A 22242-nucleotide genomic window follows, 5' to 3' on the forward strand; every position below is an offset into this window, starting at 1 on the left:
TCCCGCCCTTCCCACCGGGGAGGGCGGGCGCCGGAGCGTCAGACGGCCAGGCGGGCGAGGACGCGGGCGAACTCCGGCGGCGGCGCCACCACGAGCCTGGTCTGCCCGCTCTGGCCGACGATGTCGGCCTTGATGTGCGTCAGCCGCTCCCGGTGCCACCAGTACACCTGGGAGCTGAGCCCGTCGGTGCGGGCCGCGTGCACCCGCAGCCGCTCGATGGCCCGGACGACGCCGATCCCGTCGACGGGGTGCACGAGCAGCGTGTACGGGTCCGGCAGCACGACGAGCACCCCGTCGGCGGGCACCGGCAGGTACTCCTCCAGCCAGCGCAGATGCGTGGCGGCCGACGGGCTCGCCGCGGTCAGCCTGGTCACCGGCGTGCCCGACAGTCCGATGCCCTCCAGCCACAGCCGGTCCTGCCCGCGTACGTTGGCCACGGCCAGGTCGAGGGCCTGCCCGGTGGGCAGCGGCCAGCACCCCGACTCCTCGGGCCGTACGGGCCGCCCGCCCACAGTGAGCAGTTCGACCAGGTCGGCGTTGAGGTGACGGCCGACCACGCGGGTCAGGTCGGGCACCTCGTCCACGGCCTCCACCCGGGTCCCCAGCAGAGGTCTGGCCTGGTCCAGGTCGCACACGTCGAACCGCTCGCCGGACGTGGCCACGGCGTGCGCGAGGTGCTCGGAGACCAGCATCGGCCAGTCCTCCCTGGCCCTGCGCCCGGCCTCGCGGCGCAGCCCGGTCAGCTTGACCAGCAGCTCGGCGCCGTCACCGGGCGCCCTGACCGGCCCGTCTCCGAGCGGCCCGTCGCCGGTGGGCCTGAGCGTCACGGAGCGGCCGTCGTGGGCGAATTCGAAGGAGTATCCGAGGGACTCCGCGACGAGGGCCACCAGCGAGTCGAGGTCGACGTCCTCCACCGGGCGGCGCGGGGGCTCGCGGTCACGACTGAACAAGCTCACGCGCCGTGTCCCTTTCTGTCGGATTCGTCCCTCCTACCTTGCCTGTTCCTGATTGCGGGTCACGCCGGTCAGCGAGCACGATTCGGTATCGATAACACCAAGTGCCCCAAGCCACACACTCATCTGCGGCGTCCCATGCCCCACCGGCAACCCCGCCAGAATCGGCACTCCGAGCGGCTTCAGCCGGTCCTCGAGCACCAGGTACGGGTCGCCGCAGTCGACCCACGACCCGAGCGCGATCCCCCGCACCCCGTCGAACGCGCCCGACTGCAGGAGCTGGGTGAGCATGCGGTCGACCCGGTACGGCTCCTCGCCGATGTCCTCCAGGAACGCGATCCGCCCGGCGAACGACGGCTGCCACCTGGTGCCGCACATCGACGCGAGCAGCGACAGGTTACCGCCGCTCAGCACCCCCTCGGCCCGCCCCGGCGCGAGCACCCGGTCACCCGTGGCCACGGTACGCGTGCCGAACAGCGCCTCGCGCAGGCTCTCCCACGTACGCGGCTCCGGCCCCTCGTCGTCACCGGCGATGGGGTCGCAGGCGGCCATCGGCCCGTGCAGCGTGGACACGCCCAGCTCGATGGCGAAGGCGTTGTGCAGCGCCGTGATGTCGCTCGACCCGAGCAGCACCTTGGGCCCCGCCGCCCGCATGGCGTCCCAGTCGAGCAGGCCGAGCAGGCGGCCCGCGCCGTACCCGCCGCGGCAGCAGAACACCCCGGAGACGGCCGGGTCGCACCACGCCTCCTGCAGGTCGGCGGCCCTGGCGGTGTCATCGCCCGCCAGGAAGTCGAGGGGCTGGCGGTCGAGCGCGTGCGCGCCGACCACCACCTTCAGCCCGAGGCCCGTCAGCCGCTCGACGCCGCGGCGCAGCAGGTCGGCGCTGGGCGGCCCGGACGGCGAGACGACGGCGACGGTGTCACCTGGCCGCATCGATCAACTCCTTGACGAGTGCCGGCAGGGCTTCCCCGATCGGCTCGTGGATCACCTGGTCGGCGTAGGGGTCGTAGGGCGTGGGGGCGGCGTTCACGATCACCAGGCGAGCGCCGGCGTCGAGCGCCTCGCCGCAGAGCCCGGCGGCCGGGTGCACGGTCAGCGACGTGCCCACCGCCACGAACAGGTCGCACGAGCGGGCCGCGTCCAGCGCCGCGCCCAGCACCTCGGGCCTGAGCGACTGGCCGAAGGAGATCGTGTTCGACTTCTGGAGGCCGCCGCAGCGGGGGCACGGCGGGTCGGCCTCGCCCGCGGCCACCCTGGCCAGCACCTCGCTCATGGGCGTGATCAGGTCGCAGGACAGGCACTCCGCGCGGTGCAGGGTGCCGTGCAGCTCGATGATCTTCTCCGGGGCGGAGCCGGCCCGCTGGTGCAGCTCGTCGATGTTCTGGGTGATCAGGGCGCGCAGCAGCCCCGCGCGCTCCAGGTCGACGAGGGCTCCGTGGGCGGCGTTCGGCCGCGCGTCCCAGGCCGGGTGAACGAGCCTGGCCTGCCACGAGGCGCGCCTGACCTCGGGGTCGGCCAGGTAGCGGTCGATGGTCGCGTTGGCCTCGGCCGCCGGGTTCCTGGTCCACACCCCCTGCGGGCCCCGGTAGTCGGGGATGCCGGAATCGGTGGAGATGCCCGCTCCGGTGAGCACCGACACTGACGTTGGCTCGGTCACGTGGCAAACGGTGTCACACTTACCTCTCGTATGCGACTTCCGCCCCACATCCTCGTGGTCAACGGCATCAAGGTCCGCCGGCCGGTCTTCCTGCTCGGAGCGCCGCATTCCGGCGTGGACCTCCTGGCCCGCGCCCTGAAACGCTCCCCCGGCTTCCACGTGACGATGGGCCGCGCGAGCGTGGCGCACGTGGTGTACGCCTTCGCCCGCAAGCCGTCCATCGCCCGCACGTCGGGGGCCGTACGCGTGATGCGCGACGCCCTCGCCGAGTCGTGGCAGGTGCTGCCCCGCTCGTGCGGCGAATGCGCCGAGCCGTGCCGGGACGCGGGCGGCGTGACCGGCACCGGTCCCTGCGTCTCGGCCACCGACGTCACCCGGTTCGGCGACGGCAGCCCCGACCTGCTCTACAGCGTGCCCACGCTGCTCCAGGCGTTCCCCGACGCCCGGTTCGTGCAGCTCGTCCGCGACGGCAGGGACGTCGTGGCCGACATGCTGGCCGATCCGACGTGCCTGGCCTGGTTCAAGCCCGCCATGGTGGCGGAGCAGACCGAGTTCCCCAACGCGTTCCTGGGCGTCAACAAGGACGAGCACCTGCCACGGTGGAAGACCATGCCGACGGCGGGCAAGAGCGCGCTGCGCTGGCGCAGCGCGGTGCGGCTCAGCGCCGAGCTGCGCCGTGAGCTGCCCGAGCCGCAGCTCCTGACGATGCGCTACGAGGAGCTGGTGAACCAGCCGCCGCAGTCGGTGGCCACCCTGGCGGAGTTTCTGGGCACGCGGGTGTCGAAGGTCGTCCTGTACGACACCCGCGTGCCCAAGGTCGGCGCCTGGCGGACCCGGCTGCGCCCCGACGACCTGGAGCTGGTGGAGAAGGTGGCCAGGGAGGAGCTCACCCGGCTGGGCTACCTGAAGAGCTGAACTGGGTGCGGTACAGCTCGGCGTAGAGCCCGCCGCGCGCCAGCAGCTCATCGTGCCCGCCGCGCTCGGCGATGCGGCCGTCGTGGACCACGAGGATCTCGTCGGCCTCCCTGATCGTCGACAGCCGGTGCGCGATGACCAGCGACGTGCGCCCCTCCAGCGCCGTCTTCAGCGCCACCTGCACGGCCGCCTCCGACTCGGAGTCGAGGTGGGCGGTGGCCTCGTCGAGGACGACCACGCGCGGCGCCTTCAGCAGCAGCCGGGCCAGCGCCAGCCGCTGCTTCTCGCCGCCCGACAGGCGGTAGCCGCGCTCGCCCACCACGGTCTCCAGCCCCTCGGGCAGGCCCTCGACCAGCTCGCCGATCTGCGCGGCGCGCAGCGCCTCCCAGATCTCCTCGTCGCTCGCCTCAGGACGGGCGTAGCGGAGGTTGGCCCCGATCGTGTCGTGGAAGAGGTGGGCGTCCTGCATGACCACGCCCACGGTGTCGCGCAGCGAGTCGAGCGTGGCCTCGCGCACGTCGAGCCCGTTGATCCGCACCGCGCCCTCGTTGACGTCGTAGAGCCGCGACACCAGCGAGGTCATCGTGGTCTTGCCCGCGCCGCTGTGGCCGACGAGCGCGATGAGCTGCCCGGGGGCGGCCGTGAACGACACGCCCTTGAGCACCGGCTGGGACGGGCCGGTGTCCTGCCTGGCCACCGACTCCAGCGAGGCCAGCGACACCTCGGCGGCGGCCGGGTAGCGGAAGCGCACGTCGTCGAACTCGATCGTCACCGGGCCGCCGGGCACCAGCACCGCGCCCGGCCGCTGCGCCACCATGGGCTCGAGGTCGAGGATCTCGAAGACGCGGTCGAAGCTCACGAGCGCGGTCATCACGTCGACGTGCACGTTGGACAGGGACGTGAGCGGGCCGTACAGGCGCATCAGCAGCGCGGCCAGGGCCACCAGGGTGCCCAGCTCGAAGGCGCCGGAGATCGACAGGACGCCGCCGATGCCGTAGACGAGGGCCGTAGCCAGCGCCGCGATCAGGCCGAGTGCGACCCGGAACACGGTGCCGTACATGGCGACTGTCACGCCGACGTCGCGCACCCTGGCCGCCCGGCGACCGAACACCTCGGCGTCGTCGGCCGGCCGGCCGTAGAGCTTGGCGACCGTCGCCCCCGCCACGTTGAAGCGCTCGGTGGTGACCGAGCTCATCTCGGCGTCGAGCTGCATCTGCTCGCGGGTCAGCACCGACATGCGGCGGCCGACGTATTTCGCGGGCACGACGAAGATCGGCAGCAGCACCAGCGCGACCAGCGTGACCTGCCACGACAGCACCAGCATCGCGCCCAGCACCAGCACGAGGCTCACGACGTTGGCGACGACCGAGGACAGGGTGCTCGTCAGCGCGCGCTGGGCGCCGATCACGTCGGTGTTGAGCCTGCTGACCAGCGCGCCGGTCTGGGCGCGCATGAAGAACGCGACCGGCATGCGCTGCACGTGGTCGAACACCTCGGTGCGCAGGTCGTAGATCAGGCCCTCGCCGATGCGGGCCGAGAACCAGCGCTGCACCAGGGTCAGCCCGGCGTCCACGACCGCGAGCGCGGCGATCGCCACGGCCAGGCCGACGACCACGCCGGGCCGCCGGGGCAGGATGCCGTCGTCGATGATCGCCTTCATCAGCAGCGGGTTGGCGATCACGATCACCGCGCCGGCCACGACGAGCACCAGGAACGCCGTGATGTGCCTGAGGTGCGGGCGGGCGTAGTGGGCGATGCGCCGCACGGTGCCGGGCCGCAGCCGCTGCTTGGTGACCGAGCCGTCGCGCCGCAGGGACGCCATCACCTGGGGCCCGAAGCCACCGCCCATCATCGCCATCCGGCAGATCCCTCCTCTGTCGAGGACGACAGCGTTGCCGGGGCAGGTGCGGATTCCCGGCTCAGCTCACCGCGAAACTCGCCCCTCTGCGTCCGGAATGTGGGGGACCGTCCGGACGTGTACCGCCTTCTGCGCCCCGCTGAGACCCCTTGGCGTCCCGCTCACCGGGATCTGCTGGTCAGGGGGCCGGGAAGGGTTTGACGCCGCTCCACGGGCGACACAGAGGCGCGCGCCGGACCGTCAGCCGAAGAGGGCCTTGATCCGTGCGGCCTGCTCGACCGCCTCGGCCGCACTCTGCTCCTCCAGGGTGCGTCCCAGCGCCCCCTGGAGGAGCCGCTTGGTCGCGACAGCAGCGTCCCTGTCGGTGGACAGCAACTGCGCGGCCTTGTCCTGTACCGCTTGTTCCAGGTCGCCCCCGGCGACCACTTTCTCCGCGAGGCCGATGCGCACGGCCTCTTCGGCGTGCACGATCCTGGCGGTCAGGCAGATGTCGATCGCCTTGGCCAGGCCGACCAGATCGACGAGGGGCTTGGTCCCCGTGAGATCGGGCACCAGACCCAGGGCGGGCTCTTTCATGCAGAACGCGACATCCTCGGCCACGATCCGCAGATCACAGGCGAGCGCGAGTTGGAATCCCGCACCGATCGCGTGCCCCTGCACTGCTGCGATGGAAACGATCTCCGGGCGGCGCAGCCACAGGAACCCCGCTTGGGCCTGACTGACGCGCTGCTCGAAGCCGGCGCCCTCGCTCTTGGCCGCCGAACTGAACGAGCCCTGTCCGGGCACCCCCTCAGGTGTGAACATTCGCAGGTCGATCCCTGCCGAGAAGGACGGTCCCTCACCTTTCACGACGACGACGCGCACCTGCTCGGGCAGGCTCTCGCCGATGCGAGCCAGCTCCGACCATGTCGCGAACGTCTGAGCGTTGCGCTTTTCCGGCCGGTCCAGCGTGATCGTCGCTATCTCACCGTCCACCTCGAGGCGAACTCCGCTCCGTGCCGAGCCGGAGTCGTCGTCCGCGTTCCCCCCGCGCTGTCGCGCCTGCGCTTCCGCCATCGCCCGCTCCCTCGCGTCCGGACTGCTGACCGTCGCGCCCGAGCCTACAGAACATGGTTCTGGCTCGGGCGCGACGTCGGCCGACTAAGGACGGGCGGCTGCGGTCGCACGTTCCGAGGCGGTCGTCAGCGCTTGGACTTGCCCCGGGTCGCCCCGCCGCGCCCACGCAGAGTCACACCGGACTCGCTCAGGATGCGGTGGATGAACCCGTAGGACCGACCGGTCGAAGCTGCCAGGGCGCGGATGCTTTCGCCCGCGGCGTAGCGCTTCTTGAGATCGCCGGCCAGTTTTTCCCGGTCGGCCCCGGTGACCCGGGTGCCCTTCTTCAGTGTCTCGGCCACGAGTACCTCCTGTAGTGCCGGACTTCCGCAGCGTTACTCCGCCATGATCAGTCATTTCAGCGGGATCGGCTACCTACTCCACGGGAAAAGATCCGTACCCACTCAAATTAAGATCAGGCAAGTGCCACAAGATCGGAAAATTCGTCGCTCCATGCGTCTTCAGTTCCGTCAGGTAGCAAGATCACCCTATCCGGTGACAGGGCGTCAACGGCACCCTCGTCATGTGTGACTAGGACGATTGCTCCTGAATACGACCTCAGAGCATTGAGAACCTGCTCGCGACTGACCGGATCGAGGTTGTTCGTGGGCTCGTCGAGAAGGAGGACATTGGCGCTCGAGAGCACCAGGATCGCGAGAGCGAGACGGGTCTTCTCACCGCCGGACAGCACGCCCGCGGGCTTGTCGACGTCGTCGCCGGTGAACAGGAACGAGCCCAGCACCTTGCGCAACTCGGTGTCGGTGAACTCGCCGCCGGCCGAACGCATGTTCTCCAGCAGGGTGCGGCCGGGGTCGAGGGTCTCGTGCTCCTGCGCGTAGTAGCCGACTTTCAGGCCGTGTCCCGGCCTGAGCGCGCCGGTGTCGGGGCGCTCGATGCCGCCCAGCAGGCGCAGCAGCGTGGTCTTCCCCGCACCGTTCAGGCCCAGGATGACCACCCGGTGACCTCGGTCGATGGCCACGTCGACGTCGGTGAAGACCTCCAGCGACCCGTACGACTTGGACAGTCCCTCGGCCATGAGCGGCGTGCGCCCGCACGGCTGCGGCTCGGGGAAGCGCAGCCGCGCCACCTTGTCGCTCTGACGCTCCTCCTCGGTGCCCGAGAGCAGCCGGTGCGCCCGGCGCATCATGTCCTGGGCCGCCTTCGCCTTGGTGGCCTTGGCGCGCATCTTGTCGGCCTGCGCCAGCAGCGCACCGGCCTGTTTCTCGGCGTTGGCGCGCTCGCGCTTCCTGCGCTTCTCGTCGGTCTCCCGCTGGGCGAGGTACGCCTTCCAGCCGACGTTGTAGTGATCGATCACCGCCCGGTTGGCGTCCAGGTGCAGGACCTTGTTGACCGTGGCTTCAAGAAGGCCGACATCGTGGCTGATGATCACCAAGCCACCTTGATGACTGCGCAAAAAATCGCGAAGCCACCCGATTGAGTCCGCATCTAGGTGGTTTGTCGGCTCGTCTAGAAGGAGAGTTTCCGCCCCGCTGAAAAGAATTCGGGCCAATTCCACGCGCCTGCGCTGACCGCCGGAAAGCGTTTGCAACGGCTGTCCGAGCACGCGATCGGGCAGCCCGAGACTGGAGGCGATGGAGGCCGCCTCGGACTCCGCCGCGTAACCTCCGAGCACGTGCATTTGATCTTCGAGCCGTCCGTACCGCTTGACGGCCTTCTCCCGGGTGCGCTCGTCGGCGGAGGACATGCCCAGCTCCGCCTCGCGCAGCTTGCGGATGACCTCGTCGAGGCCGCGCGCCGAGAGGATGCGGTCGCGGGCCAGCACCTGCAGGTCGCCCGTACGCGGGTCCTGGGGGAGGTAACCGACGTTGCCGGTGGTGGTGACGCTGCCGGTCGCGGGCAGGCCCTCGCCCGCCAGGACCTTGGTCAGCGTCGTCTTGCCCGCGCCGTTGCGGCCGACGAGCCCGATCTTGTCGCCGGGATTGACCCGGAAGGAGGCTTTCTCGATGAGCAGGCGCGCGCCCGCGCGCAGCTCGATATCATTAGCGATGATCATGGTGACCGGACACTCCCGAGCTAGGAAACGAGGATTGGGCGTGCGACGCCGGTCAATCGGGAGTATGCATACCGATCAGTGTACGGCCACGGGCTCGGACGGCACCGCCTCCTTCGTCTTCCCGCCGGACGCCTGATCGCCCGCCGTTTCGGCCTCTCCCCGGCCCGGCCGCGCCACCCCGACCGAAAAGGCCACGCGCCCGGCGGCGTCCCTCAGGCCGGGCTCCCACGTCCCTCGGGCCGGGCTCCCACCCGGCCTCCTCAGGCCGGATCGACCACGCGCACGCGTACCGACCGGAACTGGGCCGGGGTGTCACGCAGGACCGCGAGCCGCGGATCCGGCACCACCAGGAACGGCTCCCGCTCCAGCGCCAGCAGCGGCGCCAGCCGGCGATCGGGCCGCAGCGCGTCCACCGCCCTGCGGTCGCCGCCCAGCACCACCCCGTCCAGCTCCCCCAGGTACGGCGTCAGCACCCGCACCGCCGTCTCCACCGCGTCGTCGAACACCTGGGCGGCCTGGTTGCGCCGCCGCCTGGCGAAGCGCTGCTGCGACCACCCACCGGCCGCCGTACGCCCCTGCACCAGCCGCGACCCCACCTTCGAGGCCACCAGCACGCCCCCGTGGAAGACCCCCGCCGCGTAGCCGCCGAGCCGCACCAGGAACACCCCCACCCACCGCTCGGCCCCGGCGTGCGCGACGAACCGGGTCACGTGCGGCGGCCCCGGCGGCGTCATGGGCGGGAACGGCACGTGCAGCTCGGCCAGCGCCCCGTCCGCGGCCACCAGCCGGACGACCCGCGCGTCACCGCTCGCAGAGAAGGGCCCGTGACGGTCGGCGAACCCGTCGATCCACGGGTGCAGCCGCTCCTGCGGCACCGCGACCCACCGGCCGCCCCCCTTCGCCGGACGCGCGCTCATGCCGCGAAGACTACGCGAAGACCACGCGAGGACCGGCGTCTCCCGGGCTGCCCGCCGCTCCCGGCGTCCCGTCGCCTGTCTGACAAGGCTTTTCCGAAACGTCCATCCCCCCATGTCAGGTGGGGAACCTAAACAGAAATGTCGGTAAATTTTGTTTCGCGGGGCTTCTGATGCCGCTGTGGCGGGAGCACGATCTGTACGTGTCCTCCCTGCTCACCAGTCCAATGGTGGATCTTGACACCGGGGCCGTCATCGCGCATCCGGCCATCGTGGACGCCTCCGGCTCCCTTCGTGCGGCTCCGCTGCCCATGGTGCTGGAGCTGCCCGTCCGGGTGGTGCTGTCGGGCGCGGGCGCGCTGGCCCCCCTGCACGAGGCGCTGCGCCGGTCCGGCCGCCATCCCCGCGAGGCGATCCTGCTGCTCTCTGGACCGTGCCAGGAGCAGGACCGTCCGCTGCTCAAGGTCGGGCTCGACAGCCTGCGCACGATCGGCTACCTGCTCGGCTTCGCGGACGTCGGCATCTCCGGCGCCGCGCTCGACCTGGTGGCTGAGGCGTCCCCGTACCTGCTGGCCCTCGACCCCGAGGTGGTGGCGCGCATCCCCGCCGACCACCGCGCGACGGCGGTCGCGCGCGCGGTGGTGACGCTGGCGCGCGGCATCGGCGCGCACGTCATGGCGCCGGGCGTGGAACGCGAGGCCCAGGTGTCGGTGGTACGCGGCCTCGGCGTACGGCTGGCCCACGGGCCGCTGCTCGCGCCGGGCCCCGACGGCAAGGTACGCGTGCCGCTGCCGGTCAGCGACGACGCCGCCGACACGGGCCTGCTCGGCCCCCGCGTGCAGGAACTGCTGCTGCCGGCCGTGACGCTGCCCGTGGAGGCGAAGGCCGAAGAGGCGGTGGCGGCGTTCGGGCACGAGCCGACGATCACCAGCGTGATCCTGGTGGACGAGTTCCAGCGGCCCAAGGGCAGCCTGGACCGCAGCCGGTTCCTGCTGTCGTTCGCCGCCCGCTACGGCCACGCGCTGCACGGCTCGAAACCGGCGCAGCGCCTGGCCGACCCGCCGCGTACGGTGCCGCGCACGACCCCGGCGATCGCCGCCATGCAGGCGGCGGGACGGGACGCGGCCCGCGTCTACGACGACCTGGTGGTCACCGACGAGCTGAACCGCTGCCTGGGCATCGTCCGCGTCTCCGACCTGATCAGGCAGGTGGCCGCCATCAGGTCGTGACCGTCCGCCGCGGCGGGTAGGACACCGGCATGCTCACCAGACGGTCCCTGCTCGGCGCGGGGCTGCTGACCGGGGCGGCGGCGTGCACCGCCGACGCCCCTGCCACGCCGCCCGGGAACGCCGCCTTCGACCCCGCCGACTGGGCCTCGGTCCTGTCGCAGTTCGCGCTCGACCCCGCCTACGGCCAGTTCGCCGCGTTCGTGCTGGCCCCCGCGCCCGCGCCGGTGCGCGAGGCGATCAGGACGCACCGCGACGCCCTCGACGCCGACCCCCACTACACGCCGCCCGGCGGCGCCCCCGACCAGACGGTACGCCGGGCCGCCGCCCGCTACCTGGCCGCGGAGCCGGACGCGATCGCCCTGACCGACAGCACCACGATGGGCCTGGCCCTGCTCTACTCCGGCCTGCTCCTGCGCCCCGGCCAGGACGTGCTCACCACCGAGCACGACTTCCTGGCCACCCACGAGGGCCTGCGCCTGCTGTCCGCCCGCACGGGAGCCGAGGTCCGCAAGGTCAGGCTGTACGACGACCCGGCCCGCGCCTCGGCCGACCGCATGGTGTCGGCGATCAAGGAGGGCCTCGGCCCCCGCACCAGGGTGGTCGCCATCACCTGGGTCCACTCGAGCACCGGCGTCCGCGTCCCGGTCCGCGCCGTCGCCGACCTGCTGGCCGAGGCGAACCGGCACCGCGACGAGCACGACAGGGCGCTGCTGTGCGTGGACGGCGTGCACGGCTTCGGCGCGCTGTCCGACGGGGTGGCGGACCTGGGCTGCGACTTCCTGGCCAGCGGCACGCACAAGTGGCTGTTCGGCCCGCGCGGGACCGGCCTCGTGTGGGGCCGTGCCTGGGAGGCGATCGCGCCGATCGTGCCCAGTTTCAGCGGGCCCGCGTTCGCCGCCTGGCATCAAGACGCCGCGGCGGGCCCGAGGGCCGGCGCCGGGACGAGCCCGGGGGCGACGACGGCGGAGCTGGTCACGCCGGGCGGCTACAAGGCGTTCGAGCACCGGTGGGCGATGCCCGAGGCGTTCGCGTTCATGACGGCCATCGGCAAGGACCGGGTACGGCGGCGTATGCAGGAGCTGGCCTCCCGGCTCAAGGCGGGCCTGGCCGGGCTGCCCCACGTCACCCTGGCCACCCCGGCCGAGCCGGAGCTGTCGGCGGGGCTGGTGTGCTGCTCGGTGGCGGGCCTGCCGCCGCAGGAGGCGGTCGAGCGCCTGCGCGGGCGCAAGGTGATCGCGAGCACCACGCCGTACCACGCGCCGCTGCTGCGCTTCGGCACCAGCATCGTGACCACCCCCGAGCAGGTGGACCACGCGATCCAGGCGGTGGCGGCGCTACGTTGACCGCCGTCCGGGCGCCGGGGGTCGGACTGCGGGACGCCCGCCGGGCCCGGTGGCCCGGCGGGCAGAGGTCACAGGCGGCAGGCGTAGATGTCGGTGACCAGAATGGCCCTCGCGCCGATGTCCCAGAGCTGGTCCATCACGTGCTGGTGGCCCTTGCGGCGGACCATGGCGCGCACGGCCACCCAGCCCTCGCGGTGCAGCGGCGAGACCGTGGGGCCCTCCATGCCGGGCGTCAGCTCGATGGCCTCCTCGATGCGCTCGGCGCGGATGTCGTAGTCCATCATGACGAAGTCGCGGGCGTGCACGACGCCCTGGAACCGGCGTACGAGCTGGTCGACGCTCGACGTGTCGGGCGCGCTGTGCCGCTTGATCAGCACGGCCTCGGAGCGCATGATCGGCTCGCCGAACACCTCCAGCCCGACGTTGCGCAGCGTGGTGCCGGTCTCGACGACGTCGGCCACGGCGTCGGCCACGCCGAGCCGGATGGCGGTCTCGACGGCGCCGTCCAGCTTGATCACCCGGGCGTCGACGCCCTGGTCGGACAGGTACTTGTCGAGCAGCCCCGCGTAGGAGGTGGCGATACGGCGGCCGTTGAGGTCGCCGACGGCCGTCATCGTGCCGGCCGGGGCGGCCAGGCGGAAGGTGGAGCCGCCGAAGCCGAGCGACATGATCTCCTCGACCGGGGCGCCGGAGTCGACCAGCATGTCCCTGCCGGTGATGCCGACGTCGAGGGTGCCCTCGCCGACGTAGACGGCGATGTCGCGGGGGCGCAGGAAGAACAGCTCGCAGCCGCTGGCCTCGTCGAGAACGACGAGCTCCTTGCTGTCTCTGCGCGGCCGGTAGCCGGCCTCTTTCAGCATGCTCTGGGCGGCCTCGCTGAGCGCGCCCTTGTTGGGTACTGCCAGACGCAGCATGTCACAGGTCCTTACGTGTCTCGCTCTCGCTATCTCTTCGGTGGCCGGGCGCCGCGGCGCCCTAGAGATGCTTGTAGACCTGGTCGAGGCCGATGCCCTTGGCGATCATGAGCACCTGCACGTGGTAGAGGAGCTGCGAGATCTCCTCGGCCGCCCTGTCGTCCGACTCGTGCTCGGCCGCCATCCAGCTCTCGGCGGCCTCCTCGACGACCTTCTTGCCGATGGCATGGACGCCGGCGTCGAGCGCGGCCACGGTGCCCGAGCCCGCGGGCCGGGTGCGTGCCTTGTCTGACAACTCGGCGAACAGCTCTTCGAAGGTCTTCATGGTCTCTCTCGTCGTTCGTCTGACGTGCCTGACAAGCCTAGTCTGCGCCATCGGGTGGCGGGGTCCCGCGTCCGCCACGCGAGACGGTGCCATCAGGCGTTCATCCCGGAGCCATCTTTGCTCCAGCCGCCCGTCCGGCCGCCGCCACGGCCGCCACAGAGCCCCGCACACGGCCCCGCGAAACGACGCCGCCCGCCGCGCCCTCCCCCGCGCAAGCGGGAAGGAGGGCCGGGCGGGCGGTCAGACGTGACGCGGTGGCACGTGGTCAGCGCTCGTAGCGGCGGCCCGAGTTCCGGCGGTGGCCTCCGCCGTTGCCGCGCTCGTCACCGCGGCCGCCGCCGGAGCGGTAGCCGTCGCGCGGCGCGCGGTCGTCGGAGCGGACCCCGCGGTCACGGTCGGCCGAGAACGGACGCCCCCGGTCGGAACCGCCCCGGGGACCCCTGTCGTCCTGCCGGAACCCGCCGCCACCCTGGCCGCGGTCGTCCTGACGAACCGGGCGCTCGTCGGAGCGGTAGCCGCCCCGCGCCTGGCCGCCGTCTCCGCGCCGGTCGTCGCCGAACGCGCGCGGGGCCCGGTCGTCGCCATAGGCCCGCGACCGGTCGCCACCGAACGCCCGGGACCGGTCGTCGCCGAACGGACGCGATCGGTCGTCACCGAACGTGCGGGGGCGGTCCTCGCCGAACGTGCGGGGCTCCTGCGAACGCCCGTAGGGCCGCTCGCCCTGGCCGTGCCGGCGCGGACGCCGGTCCTCGCCGCCCGAGGCGAAGGGCCGCTCGCCCTCCTCGTGGCGGCGCGGACGGCGCTCGGGGCCGAAGTCGTCCTGGTGCCGCCTCGGACGGCGCTCGCCGTCGAAGTCGCGGCGGCCGCCACGGCGCCCCCTGCGCTCGGACACGCCACCGCCACCGCCGCCCTCGCGGCGCGGGCGCAGCGGCTTGCGGACGTCGGGCTCCCACACGGGGATGGCCTCGCCGCTCGGCGTGCGCGCGCCGGTCACCTCCGCCACCCTCGGGTGGCCGGGCGTGGCCTTGAGCCGGTACGGGTGGATCCCGGCGCGGCGCGTGAGGGAGTCGGTCGAGCGGCGCTCGTTGGGCAGCACCAGCGTGACGACCGTGCCCCGCTCGCCGGCGCGCGCCGTACGGCCGCCCCTGTGCAGGTAGCTCTTGTGGTCCTGCGGCGGGTCGACGTGCAGCACCAGGCTGATGTTGTCGACGTGGATGCCGCGCGCCGCGACGTCGGTGCAGACGAGCACGTTGATGGAGCCCTCGCGGAACTCCGACAGGATGCGCGTGCGCTGGTTCTGGCGCTTGCCGCCGTGCAGGCCGCCCGACTTGACGCCGACCCTGGCCAGTTGCTTGCACAGCCGGTCGACGCCGTGCTGGGTGCGGACGAAGATGATGGTACGGCCCTCGCGGTTGGCGATCTCGGCCGTGACGTCGAACTTGTCGTCGCGCGTGACCTGCATCACGTGGTGCTCCATGGTGTCGACCGGGGAGGTCGCGGGGGCCACGGAATGGGTGATGGGGTTCTTGAGGAAGCGCTGCACCAGCTTGTCGACGTCACCGTCGAGCGTGGCCGAGAACAGCAGGCGCTGCCCGTCGGCGGCCGTCTGGGCCAGCAGGTCGGTGACGACCGGGAAGAAGCCGAGGTCGCACATGTGGTCGGCCTCGTCGAGGACGCTGACCTCGACGTCGCCCAGCGAGCACTCGCCCTGCCGGATCAGGTCGCCCAGGCGGCCGGGGGTGGCGATGACGATGTCGATACCGCGCCGCAGGGCCTCGATCTGCTTGCCCATGGACATGCCGCCCACGACCACCTTCATGCGCAGCCCGAGGCCGCGGCCGAGAGGTTCGAGGGCGTCGTGCACCTGGAGGGCCAGCTCACGGGTGGGGACGAGGATCATCGCGCGGGGGCGGCCGGGAACGGGCTTCACGCCGGCGATGCGGGCCATGGTGGGCAGGCCGAAGGCGAGCGTCTTGCCGGAGCCGGTCTGACCGCGGCCGAGGACGTCGTTACCGGCCAGCACGTCGGGGATGGTCGCGCTCTGGATGGGGAACGGGCTGTCGAAGCCCAGCCGAGCCAGTCCGTTCACCAGCGGCTTGGGCAGGCCGAGCAGCTCGAACTCGGACGGGCCGCCCTGCTCGGCCGAGGCCGCGGCGGGGGAGCCGGTGGAGGTGTCCGCGGACGTCTCGGCGGGGGTCTCTGCCGAGACCTGCGCCGGCTCTTCGGTCGAGGGTTCGCCGAGCGCGGGCATGGCAGTGTCAAGCATGGTCACGAAAGTCGTGCCTTTCCATCGAAGTGGCACGTCACTTCTGCGAAAGGACGAGCCGGGGCAGGCGGCGCGGCGGCCGCACAGGTTCAGGACACCCGCCGTCATGGGGGCGGGGTGAAGATGAGGGGGATACACCGGGCACCGGCGCAGGCGATGCGTGACATGCGATGAGACGTCAGGTGTACCTGTTTGCCAACGCCGGGGATGTTATCGGATATTCCCCCGTGATGGGTCGGGAGTTTCCCAAACCCGCGATCGGCACACTGAAACGGCTGACCATTTTCCGTCAGCCGTAACAGCAGGAAAAGATCAGACGTTGAAGCCTAGCATACGGAGCTGCTCGCGCCCCTCGTCGGTGATCTTGTCGGGGCCCCACGGCGGCAGCCACACCCAGTTGATCTTCACGTCGGAGACCATGCCCTCGAGCGCCGAGTGCGCCTGGTCCTCGATGACGTCGGTCAGTGGGCAGGCCGCGCTGGTCAGCGTCATGTCGATGGTGGCCACCGGCTGCCCGCCGTCGGAGGGATCGAGGTTGAGCCCGTAGATCAGGCCCAGATCGACGACGTTGATGCCGAGCTCGGGGTCGACGACGTCCTTGAGCGCCTCCATGACCTCGTCGGCGGTCGCGTCGCCGTCGAACCCGGTCGGCGTCTCCACTGGCTTGCTCATTGGGCACTCCTCACAACAGCGTCCTTGTAGGCCATCCAGGAAAGCAGCGCGCACTTGACCCGGGCCGGGAACTTGGCCACGCCCGCGAACGCCACCGCGTCGCCGAGCACCTCCTCGTCGGCCTCCACCTGTCCCCTGCCCTGCATCAGCCTGGTGAACTCGTCCACCACGGAGAGCGTCTCCTCCACCGTGGAGCCCGTGGCCAGCTCGTGCAGCACGGAGGCGGCGGCCTGGCTGATCGAACAGCCCTGCCCGTCGTAGGAGACGTCGACGATCTTGCCGGCGTCGCCCAGCTTGACCCTGAGCGTGATCTCGTCGCCGCACGTCGGGTTCACGTGGTGAACCTCGGCGTCGTACGGCTCACGCAGCCCCCGCCCCTGCGGGTGCTTGTAGTGCTCCAGGATCAGCTCCTGGTACATCGACTCGCCGATCATGGCTATGCGAACACCTTCTGAACGTGGTGCAGACCGCGCACCAGGGCATCGATCTCGGCCGTGGTGTTGTACAGGTAGAACGACGCCCGCGTGGTCGCCGCTATTCCGAAGCGCAGGTGCAGGGGCCGGGCGCAGTGGTGCCCGACGCGTACGGCGACCCCGAACCGGTCGTCGAGGATCTGCCCGACGTCGTGCGGGTGGATGCCCTCCAGCGTGAACGACACCGTGCCCCCGCGCTCCTCCAGCGTCTCGGGGCCGATGACGCGCAGGCTCGGCACCTCGCGCAGCGCCTCCAGCGCGTACGCCGTCAGCTCCCGCTCGTGCGCCTCGACCGCCTCCATGCCGACCTCGGTGAGGTAGTCGACCGCCGCGCCGAGCCCGATGGCCTCGACGATCGGCGGCGTGCCCGCCTCGAACTTGTGCGGCAGCGGCGCGTACGTCGAGTGGTCCATCCAGACCGCCTCGATCATCTCGCCGCCGCCCAGGAACGGGGGCATGGCCTCCAGCAGCTCGGCCCGCCCCCAGAGCACGCCGATGCCGGAGGGGCCGAGCATCTTGTGACCGGTGAAGGCCACGAAGTCGGCGCCCAGCTCGGCCACGTTCACCGGGTGGTGCGGCACGGACTGGGAGGCGTCGAGCGCGATCAGCGCGCCGGCCTCGTGCGCCCGCCGGGCCACCTCGGCGACCGGGTTGACGGTGCCCAGGACGTTGGACTGGTGGGCGACCGAGACGATCTTCGTCCGCTCGGTGATGAGGTCGGGCGCGTAGTCGAGCCGCCCGTCGTCGGTGACCCCGAACCACTTCAGCGTCGCGCCGGTGCGCTGCGCGAGCAACTGCCACGGCACGATGTTGGAGTGGTGCTCCATCTCGGAGACGACGATCTCGTCACCGGGGCCGAGCGTGAAGCGCGGGTCGGTGTTGACCGGGTTGCCGAAGGAGTAGGCGATGAGGTTGAGCGCCTCGGAGGCGTTCTTGGTGAAGATCACCTCGTCGCGCGACGGCGCCCCCACGAAGCCCGCGACCTTGTCGCGGGCGCTCTCGTAGGCGTCGGTCGACTCGGCGCCGAGCACGTGCATGGCGCGGCCGACGTTGCTGTAGTGCAGCGCCAGGTGCTCGCGCATGGTCTCGATGACCTGGCTGGGCTTCTGTGAGGAGTTGCCCGAGTCGAGGTAGACGAGCGGACGCCCGTCGGGCAGCTCGCGGGAGAAGATCGGGAAGTCTTTCCTGATCTTCTCCACATCGAGGCCGGAGGAAGTCATGCAGATGCCTTCGTGTACTGCTCGTAGCCCTCGGCCTCGAGCTTCTCGGCCAGTTCTGGCCCGCCCTCCTCGACGATCCGGCCGCCCGCGAAGACGTGCACGAAGTCGGGCTTCACGTAACGCAGGATGCGGGTGTAGTGGGTGATCAGCAGCACGCCGGTCTCGCCGGAGGCGCGGAAGCGGTTGATGCCCTCCGACACCACGCGCAGGGCGTCGACGTCGAGACCGGAGTCGGTCTCGTCGAGCACCGCGATCTTCGGCTTGAGCAGTTCGAGCTGGAGGATCTCGTGGCGCTTCTTCTCACCGCCGGAGAAGCCCTCGTTGAGGTTGCGCTGGGCGAAGGCGGAGTCGATGGACAGCGCGTCCATCCCGTTCTTGAGGTCTTTGGCGAACTCGCGCAGCTTGGGCGCCTCGCCGCGGATGGCGGTGACGGCCGAGCGCAGGAAGTTCGAGACGGACACGCCGGGGACCTCGACCGGGTACTGCATGGCCAGGAACAGGCCGGCGCGGGCCCGCTCGTCGACGGACAGCTCCAGCAGGTCCACGCCGTCGAGCAGCACCTGGCCGCCGGTGATCGTGTATTTGGGATGACCGGCGATCGCGTAGGCGAGCGTCGACTTGCCCGAGCCGTTGGGGCCCATGATGGCATGGGTCTGCCCGGAGTTCACGGTCAGGTTGACGCCGCGCAGGATTTCCTTGTCCTCGACGGCGACCTGGAGGTCACGGATCTCAAGGGTGGACATGTGCTTAGGACTCCTTCGAGAGCGAGACGAGGACGTCATCGCCGTCGATCTTCACTGTGTAGACGTTCACGGGCTTGGTGGCGGGCGGCCCGGTGGGCTTTCCGCTGCGGACGTCGAAGCACGAGCCGTGCAGCCAGCACTCCAGCGTGTCGTCGTAGACCTCTCCCTCGCTGAGCTTGACCTCGGCGTGGGAGCAGACGTCGTGCAGGGCGAAGACCTCCGTGCCCCTGCGGACCAGGGCCACCGGGGTCTCCTCCGCCCCGACCTCGACGCCGAGCACGCCCCCGTCGGGGATGTCCTCGACCTTGCACACCTTGACGAAGGCGCTCATCGGGTGAGCTCCGCCTCGACCGCGCCGAGGACGCGCTCGCGGATCTCCTCGATCTGGATCTTCTCGATGAGCTGGCCGAGGAAGCCCCTGACGACCAGGCGGCGGGCCTCGTCGTAGGGGATGCCGCGGGCCTGGAGGTAGAAGAGGTGCTCGTCGTCGAGGCGGCCGGAGGTGGAGGCGTGCCCCGCTCCCGCGACCTCGCCGGTGAGGATCTCCAGGTTGGGCACCGAGTCGGCGCGGGCGCCGTCGGTGAGGATGAGGTTGCGGTTGAGCTCGTAGGTGTCGGTGCCCTCGGCCTCGACCCGGATGATCACGTCGCCGATCCAGACGGCGTGCGCCTCCTCGCCCTGCAGCGCGCCGCGGTAGTCGACGTTGCTCTTGCAGTTGGGCTGCGAGTGGTCGACCAGGAGGCGGTGCTCCAGGTGCTGGCCGGCGTCGACGAAGTAGACGCCCGACAGGTCGGCGTCGCCGCCGGGGGCGGTGTAGGTGACGGTGGGCGACAGGCGTACGAGGTCGCCGCCGAGCGTCACCACGAAGCTGCGAAACGTCGCGTCCTTGGCGAGCTGGGCGTGGTGGTGGGAGACGTGGACGGCGTCGTGCTCCCAGTCCTGCAGGCTGACGACCCTGAGGTTGGCGCCCTCGCCGACGACGAACTCGATGTTGTCGGCGTAGATCGCGCTGCCCTTGTGGTCGAGCACCACCACGGCCTCGGCCAGCGGCTCCACCTTGACCACGATGTGGCCGTAGGCGGCGCCGGCGCCGGCCGGCTCGCCGTGCAGCGTCAGGACGGTCGGCTTGGACGTCACGGCCTCGCGCGGCACCGTGATCACGGTGGCCTTCTCGAAGCCGTGCCACGCCTGGGCGCTGACCCGGTCGCTCGGCACGAACGACTTGCCCACGCGGGCGTCGTCGCGGCCGACCGTCTCGACGGTGACCTCGGGGGCGGCGTCCACGTCGACGCGTACGTGCCCCACGGCCTGGGCCTTGCCGCTGTGCAGGCCCTTCAGCCGCGACAGCGGCGTGAACCGCCACGACTCCTCGCGCCCGGTCGGCACCTCGAAGTCGGCCAGGTCGAACGACGCCTTCTCGTGCAGGGTCGACAGGGGCTTCTCGTTCAGGCCCATCAGCCGACGGCTCCTTCCATCTGCAGCTCGATCAGCCGGTTCAGCTCGAGCGCGTATTCCATGGGCAGCTCACGCGCGATCGGCTCCACGAAGCCGCGCACGATCATCGCCATCGCCTCGTCCTCGTCGAGCCCGCGGCTCATGAGGTAGAAGAGCTGGTCCTCGCTGACCTTGGAGACCGTGGCCTCGTGGCCCATCGAGACGTCGTCCTCGCGGACGTCGACGTAGGGGTAGGTGTCGGAGCGGCTGATCTGGTCGACCAGCAGGGCGTCGCACTTGACGGTGCTGGCGCTGCCGTGGGCACCCTCCTCGATCTGCACCAGACCGCGGTAGGAGGTGCGCCCGCCGCCGCGCGCCACCGACTTGGAGATGACGCTGGAGCGGGTGTTGGGCGCCAGGTGCACCATCTTCGAGCCGGCGTCCTGGTGCTGGCCCTCGCCGGCGAACGCGACGCTCAGCGTCTCGCCCCTGGCGTGCTCGCCCATGAGGTAGACGGCCGGGTACTTCATCGTGACCTTGGAGCCGATGTTGCCGTCGATCCACTCCATGGTGGCGCCCTCGTAGGCGACGGCGCGCTTGGTCACCAGGTTGTAGACGTTGTTGGACCAGTTCTGGATGGTCGTGTAGCGGCAGCGGGCGTTCTTCTTCACGATGATCTCCACGACCGCGCTGTGCAGCGAGTCGGAGGAGTAGATCGGGGCGGTGCAGCCCTCGACGTAGTGGACGTAGCTGTTCTCGTCCACGATGATCAGCGTGCGCTCGAACTGGCCCATGTTCTCGGTGTTGATCCGGAAGTATGCCTGCAGCGGGATCTCGACCTCGACGTTCGGCGGCACGTAGATGAACGAGCCACCCGACCACACGGAGGTGTTGAGCGCGGCGAACTTGTTGTCGCCCACCGGGATCACCGAGCCGAAGTACTCCTTGAAGAGCTCTTCGTGCTCACGCAGCCCCGTGTCGGTGTCGACGAAGATGACACCCTTCTCCTCGAGGTCTTCCCGGATCTTGTGGTAGACGACCTCGGACTCGTACTGGGCCGCGACGCCGGCGATGAGGCGCTGCTTCTCCGCCTCGGGGATGCCGAGCTTGTCGTAGGTGTTCTTGATGTCGGCGGGCAGCTCGTCCCAGGAAGCGGCCTGCTTCTCGGTGGAGCGCACGAAGTACTTGATGTTGTCGAAGTCGATGTCGGTGAGGTCGGAGCCCCACGTCGGCAGCGGCTTCCTGTCGAACAGGCGGAGGCCCTTCAGGCGAAGGTCGAGCATCCACTCCGGCTCGCTCTTGAGTGCGGAGATGTCGCGGACGACCTCCTCGGACAGGCCGCGCTTGGCCGCCGCGCCCGCGGCATCCGGGTCGGCCCAGCCGAACTTGTAATTCCCGAGGCCTTCCAGCTCCGGGCGGTCGGTGACAGTCACCTTCCGGTCTCCTTGCTCTTGTCTCTATGTGCGGGATCGGCCAGCGACTGGGGGCTCACGTGCGTCGTGCACACCCCGTCGCCGTGGGCGATCGTGGCCAGGCGCTGCACCGGTGTGCCGAGCAGTTGCGCGAACGCCTCCGTCTCGGCCTCACAAAGCTGCGGGAACTCCGCGGCCGCGTGCGCCACCGGGCAGTGATGCTGGCAGAGCTGGTCGCCGCCGGACTTGGCCTTGCTGGCCGAGGCGGCGTACCCCTCTACCGACAGCGCCTGCGCCAGCACCTGGACGCGCTGGTCCGCGGGCACCGTCCGCATGGCCGGCTCCAGCCGCCGCAGCAGGCTCGACACCTGCTCGCGGGCGAAGTCGGTCACGGCTCGCTCGCCCATGCGCTCGGCCACGAAGCGCAGCGCGCTGCCGGCCAGGTCGTCATAGGCGTGCTCGAAGGCACTGCGCCCCGCGTCGGTGATCGCGAACAGCTTGGCCGGCCGTCCGCGTCCGCGCTGCCCGCGCGGCCGCACCGTACGGGGCTCGATCATCCCGTCGGCCAGCAGCGCGTCGAGGTGACGGCGTACGGCGGCGGGGGTGAGCCCGAGCCGCTCGCCCAGGGACGCTGCCGCGACGGGACCATGCTCAAGAATCAGCCTGGCGACCCGAGCGCGGGTGCCGCGCTCGCCGCCGGGCTCCATCGTGGGCATGTTTTTCACAACATCAGTGTGCCGTAATTCCTTCCCGGTTCACAAACGGATCCGAGCAGGCCGGGGAATGGAATTTGTCACGCAGGGTA

The 22242-nt window shown here is 70.9% G+C and carries 22 protein-coding genes; 3 read left to right on the top strand and 19 right to left on the bottom strand.

All coding sequences use genetic code 11. The features are described 5' to 3' along the window. Positions 1–38: 38 nt before the first annotated feature. Genes ACZ6S0_RS31195 through ACZ6S0_RS31205 form a run of 3 tightly spaced genes read right to left on the bottom strand, consistent with a single transcriptional unit; the run spans position 39 to position 2610 of the window. On the bottom strand, positions 39–956 hold the full coding sequence (locus tag ACZ6S0_RS31195) for a hypothetical protein (protein WP_465922882.1): 918 nt from the start codon (positions 954–956) through the stop codon (positions 39–41). 33 nt (positions 957–989) lie between these two features. Further along, positions 990–1886: a S66 peptidase family protein gene (locus ACZ6S0_RS31200; protein ID WP_465922883.1), complete on the bottom strand. Its 897-nt coding sequence runs from the start codon at positions 1884–1886 to the stop codon at positions 990–992. Further along, positions 1873–2610 carry an SIR2 family NAD-dependent protein deacylase gene (locus ACZ6S0_RS31205; protein WP_465922884.1) on the bottom strand — a complete coding sequence of 246 codons (738 nt, stop codon included), beginning with the start codon at positions 2608–2610 and terminating at the stop codon, positions 1873–1875. Before ACZ6S0_RS31205 ends, ACZ6S0_RS31200 begins: the two co-directional genes overlap by 14 nt. A 30-nt stretch (positions 2611–2640) precedes the next feature. Between ACZ6S0_RS31205 and ACZ6S0_RS31210 the strand changes: the two genes are divergently transcribed. Further along, a complete protein-coding gene (locus ACZ6S0_RS31210) occupies positions 2641–3525 on the top strand; it encodes a sulfotransferase family protein (protein ID WP_465922885.1) in 885 nt (294 codons plus the stop codon). Here ACZ6S0_RS31210 and ACZ6S0_RS31215 read toward each other — a convergent pair. The 5 genes from ACZ6S0_RS31215 to ACZ6S0_RS31235 form a co-directional block, all read right to left on the bottom strand. Next, on the bottom strand, positions 3497–5383 hold the full coding sequence (locus ACZ6S0_RS31215; protein ID WP_465922886.1) for an ABC transporter ATP-binding protein: 1887 nt from the start codon (positions 5381–5383) through the stop codon (positions 3497–3499). The two genes, ACZ6S0_RS31210 and ACZ6S0_RS31215, sit on opposite strands and share 29 nt — an antisense overlap. 240 nt (positions 5384–5623) lie before the next feature. Continuing rightward, positions 5624–6439 carry an enoyl-CoA hydratase/isomerase family protein gene (locus tag ACZ6S0_RS31220; RefSeq protein ID WP_465922887.1) on the bottom strand — a complete coding sequence of 272 codons (816 nt, stop codon included), beginning with the start codon at positions 6437–6439 and terminating at the stop codon, positions 5624–5626. A 125-nt stretch (positions 6440–6564) separates the two neighbouring features. Then, complete coding sequence (locus ACZ6S0_RS31225) at positions 6565–6780, bottom strand: helix-turn-helix domain-containing protein (RefSeq protein ID WP_020547488.1); 216 nt, start codon at positions 6778–6780, stop codon at positions 6565–6567. Between the two features lie 113 nt (positions 6781–6893). Then, on the bottom strand, positions 6894–8492 hold the full coding sequence (locus ACZ6S0_RS31230) for an ABC-F family ATP-binding cassette domain-containing protein (RefSeq protein WP_465922888.1): 1599 nt from the start codon (positions 8490–8492) through the stop codon (positions 6894–6896). A 260-nt stretch (positions 8493–8752) separates the two neighbouring features. Then, a complete protein-coding gene (locus ACZ6S0_RS31235) occupies positions 8753–9409 on the bottom strand; it encodes an acVLRF1 family peptidyl-tRNA hydrolase (protein ID WP_465922889.1) in 657 nt (218 codons plus the stop codon). A gap of 170 nt (positions 9410–9579) precedes the next feature. On the opposite strand from ACZ6S0_RS31235, the gene ACZ6S0_RS31240 reads away from it, so the two are divergent. Next, positions 9580–10635, top strand: coding sequence for an EAL domain-containing protein (locus tag ACZ6S0_RS31240; protein WP_465922890.1), 1056 nt, complete (start codon positions 9580–9582; stop codon positions 10633–10635). 29 nt (positions 10636–10664) lie between these two features. Further along, complete coding sequence (locus ACZ6S0_RS31245) at positions 10665–11978, top strand: aminotransferase class V-fold PLP-dependent enzyme (protein WP_465922891.1); 1314 nt, start codon at positions 10665–10667, stop codon at positions 11976–11978. Between the two features lie 68 nt (positions 11979–12046). Here ACZ6S0_RS31245 and hisG read toward each other — a convergent pair whose 3' ends face one another. The 11 genes from hisG to ACZ6S0_RS31300 all read right to left on the bottom strand — a co-directional run bounded on the left by hisG (position 12047) and on the right by ACZ6S0_RS31300 (position 22153). Then, positions 12047–12892 carry an ATP phosphoribosyltransferase gene (hisG, locus tag ACZ6S0_RS31250; RefSeq protein WP_465922892.1) on the bottom strand — a complete coding sequence of 282 codons (846 nt, stop codon included), beginning with the start codon at positions 12890–12892 and terminating at the stop codon, positions 12047–12049. A gap of 61 nt (positions 12893–12953) precedes the next feature. Further along, positions 12954–13217 carry a phosphoribosyl-ATP diphosphatase gene (locus tag ACZ6S0_RS31255; RefSeq protein ID WP_344873829.1) on the bottom strand — a complete coding sequence of 88 codons (264 nt, stop codon included), beginning with the start codon at positions 13215–13217 and terminating at the stop codon, positions 12954–12956. Positions 13218–13482: 265 nt separating this feature from the next. Beyond that, a complete protein-coding gene (locus ACZ6S0_RS31260) occupies positions 13483–15483 on the bottom strand; it encodes a DEAD/DEAH box helicase (protein WP_465922893.1) in 2001 nt (666 codons plus the stop codon). 312 nt (positions 15484–15795) lie between these two features. Further along, on the bottom strand, positions 15796–16155 hold the full coding sequence (locus ACZ6S0_RS31265) for a metal-sulfur cluster assembly factor (RefSeq protein WP_465922894.1): 360 nt from the start codon (positions 16153–16155) through the stop codon (positions 15796–15798). Beyond that, positions 16152–16589 (bottom strand): Fe-S cluster assembly sulfur transfer protein SufU, encoded by a 438-nt coding sequence (gene sufU, locus ACZ6S0_RS31270; RefSeq protein WP_344873823.1) that lies wholly within the window; start codon positions 16587–16589, stop codon positions 16152–16154. The genes ACZ6S0_RS31265 and sufU overlap by 4 nt, the downstream gene beginning before the upstream one ends. A gap of 2 nt (positions 16590–16591) precedes the next feature. Beyond that, the gene (locus ACZ6S0_RS31275) at positions 16592–17848 is read right to left on the bottom strand and encodes a cysteine desulfurase (protein ID WP_465922895.1); all 1257 of its coding nucleotides are present in this window, start codon (positions 17846–17848) and stop codon (positions 16592–16594) included. Beyond that, positions 17845–18591 (bottom strand): Fe-S cluster assembly ATPase SufC, encoded by a 747-nt coding sequence (sufC, locus tag ACZ6S0_RS31280; RefSeq protein WP_344873819.1) that lies wholly within the window; start codon positions 18589–18591, stop codon positions 17845–17847. The genes ACZ6S0_RS31275 and sufC overlap by 4 nt, the downstream gene beginning before the upstream one ends. Positions 18592–18595: 4 nt before the next feature. Next, complete coding sequence (locus tag ACZ6S0_RS31285; protein WP_344873817.1) at positions 18596–18922, bottom strand: non-heme iron oxygenase ferredoxin subunit; 327 nt, start codon at positions 18920–18922, stop codon at positions 18596–18598. Further along, positions 18919–20046 carry a Fe-S cluster assembly protein SufD gene (gene sufD / locus ACZ6S0_RS31290; protein WP_465922896.1) on the bottom strand — a complete coding sequence of 376 codons (1128 nt, stop codon included), beginning with the start codon at positions 20044–20046 and terminating at the stop codon, positions 18919–18921. Before sufD ends, ACZ6S0_RS31285 begins: the two co-directional genes overlap by 4 nt. After that, entirely contained in the window at positions 20046–21458 is a 1413-nt protein-coding gene (gene sufB / locus ACZ6S0_RS31295) for a Fe-S cluster assembly protein SufB (RefSeq protein ID WP_465922897.1), read from the bottom strand. Before sufB ends, sufD begins: the two co-directional genes overlap by 1 nt. After that, positions 21455–22153, bottom strand: coding sequence for a helix-turn-helix transcriptional regulator (locus tag ACZ6S0_RS31300; protein WP_465922898.1), 699 nt, complete (start codon positions 22151–22153; stop codon positions 21455–21457). The genes sufB and ACZ6S0_RS31300 overlap by 4 nt, the downstream gene beginning before the upstream one ends. Positions 22154–22242: the final 89 nt, after the last annotated feature.

Source organism: Nonomuraea sp. NPDC051298 (assembly GCF_055586305.1).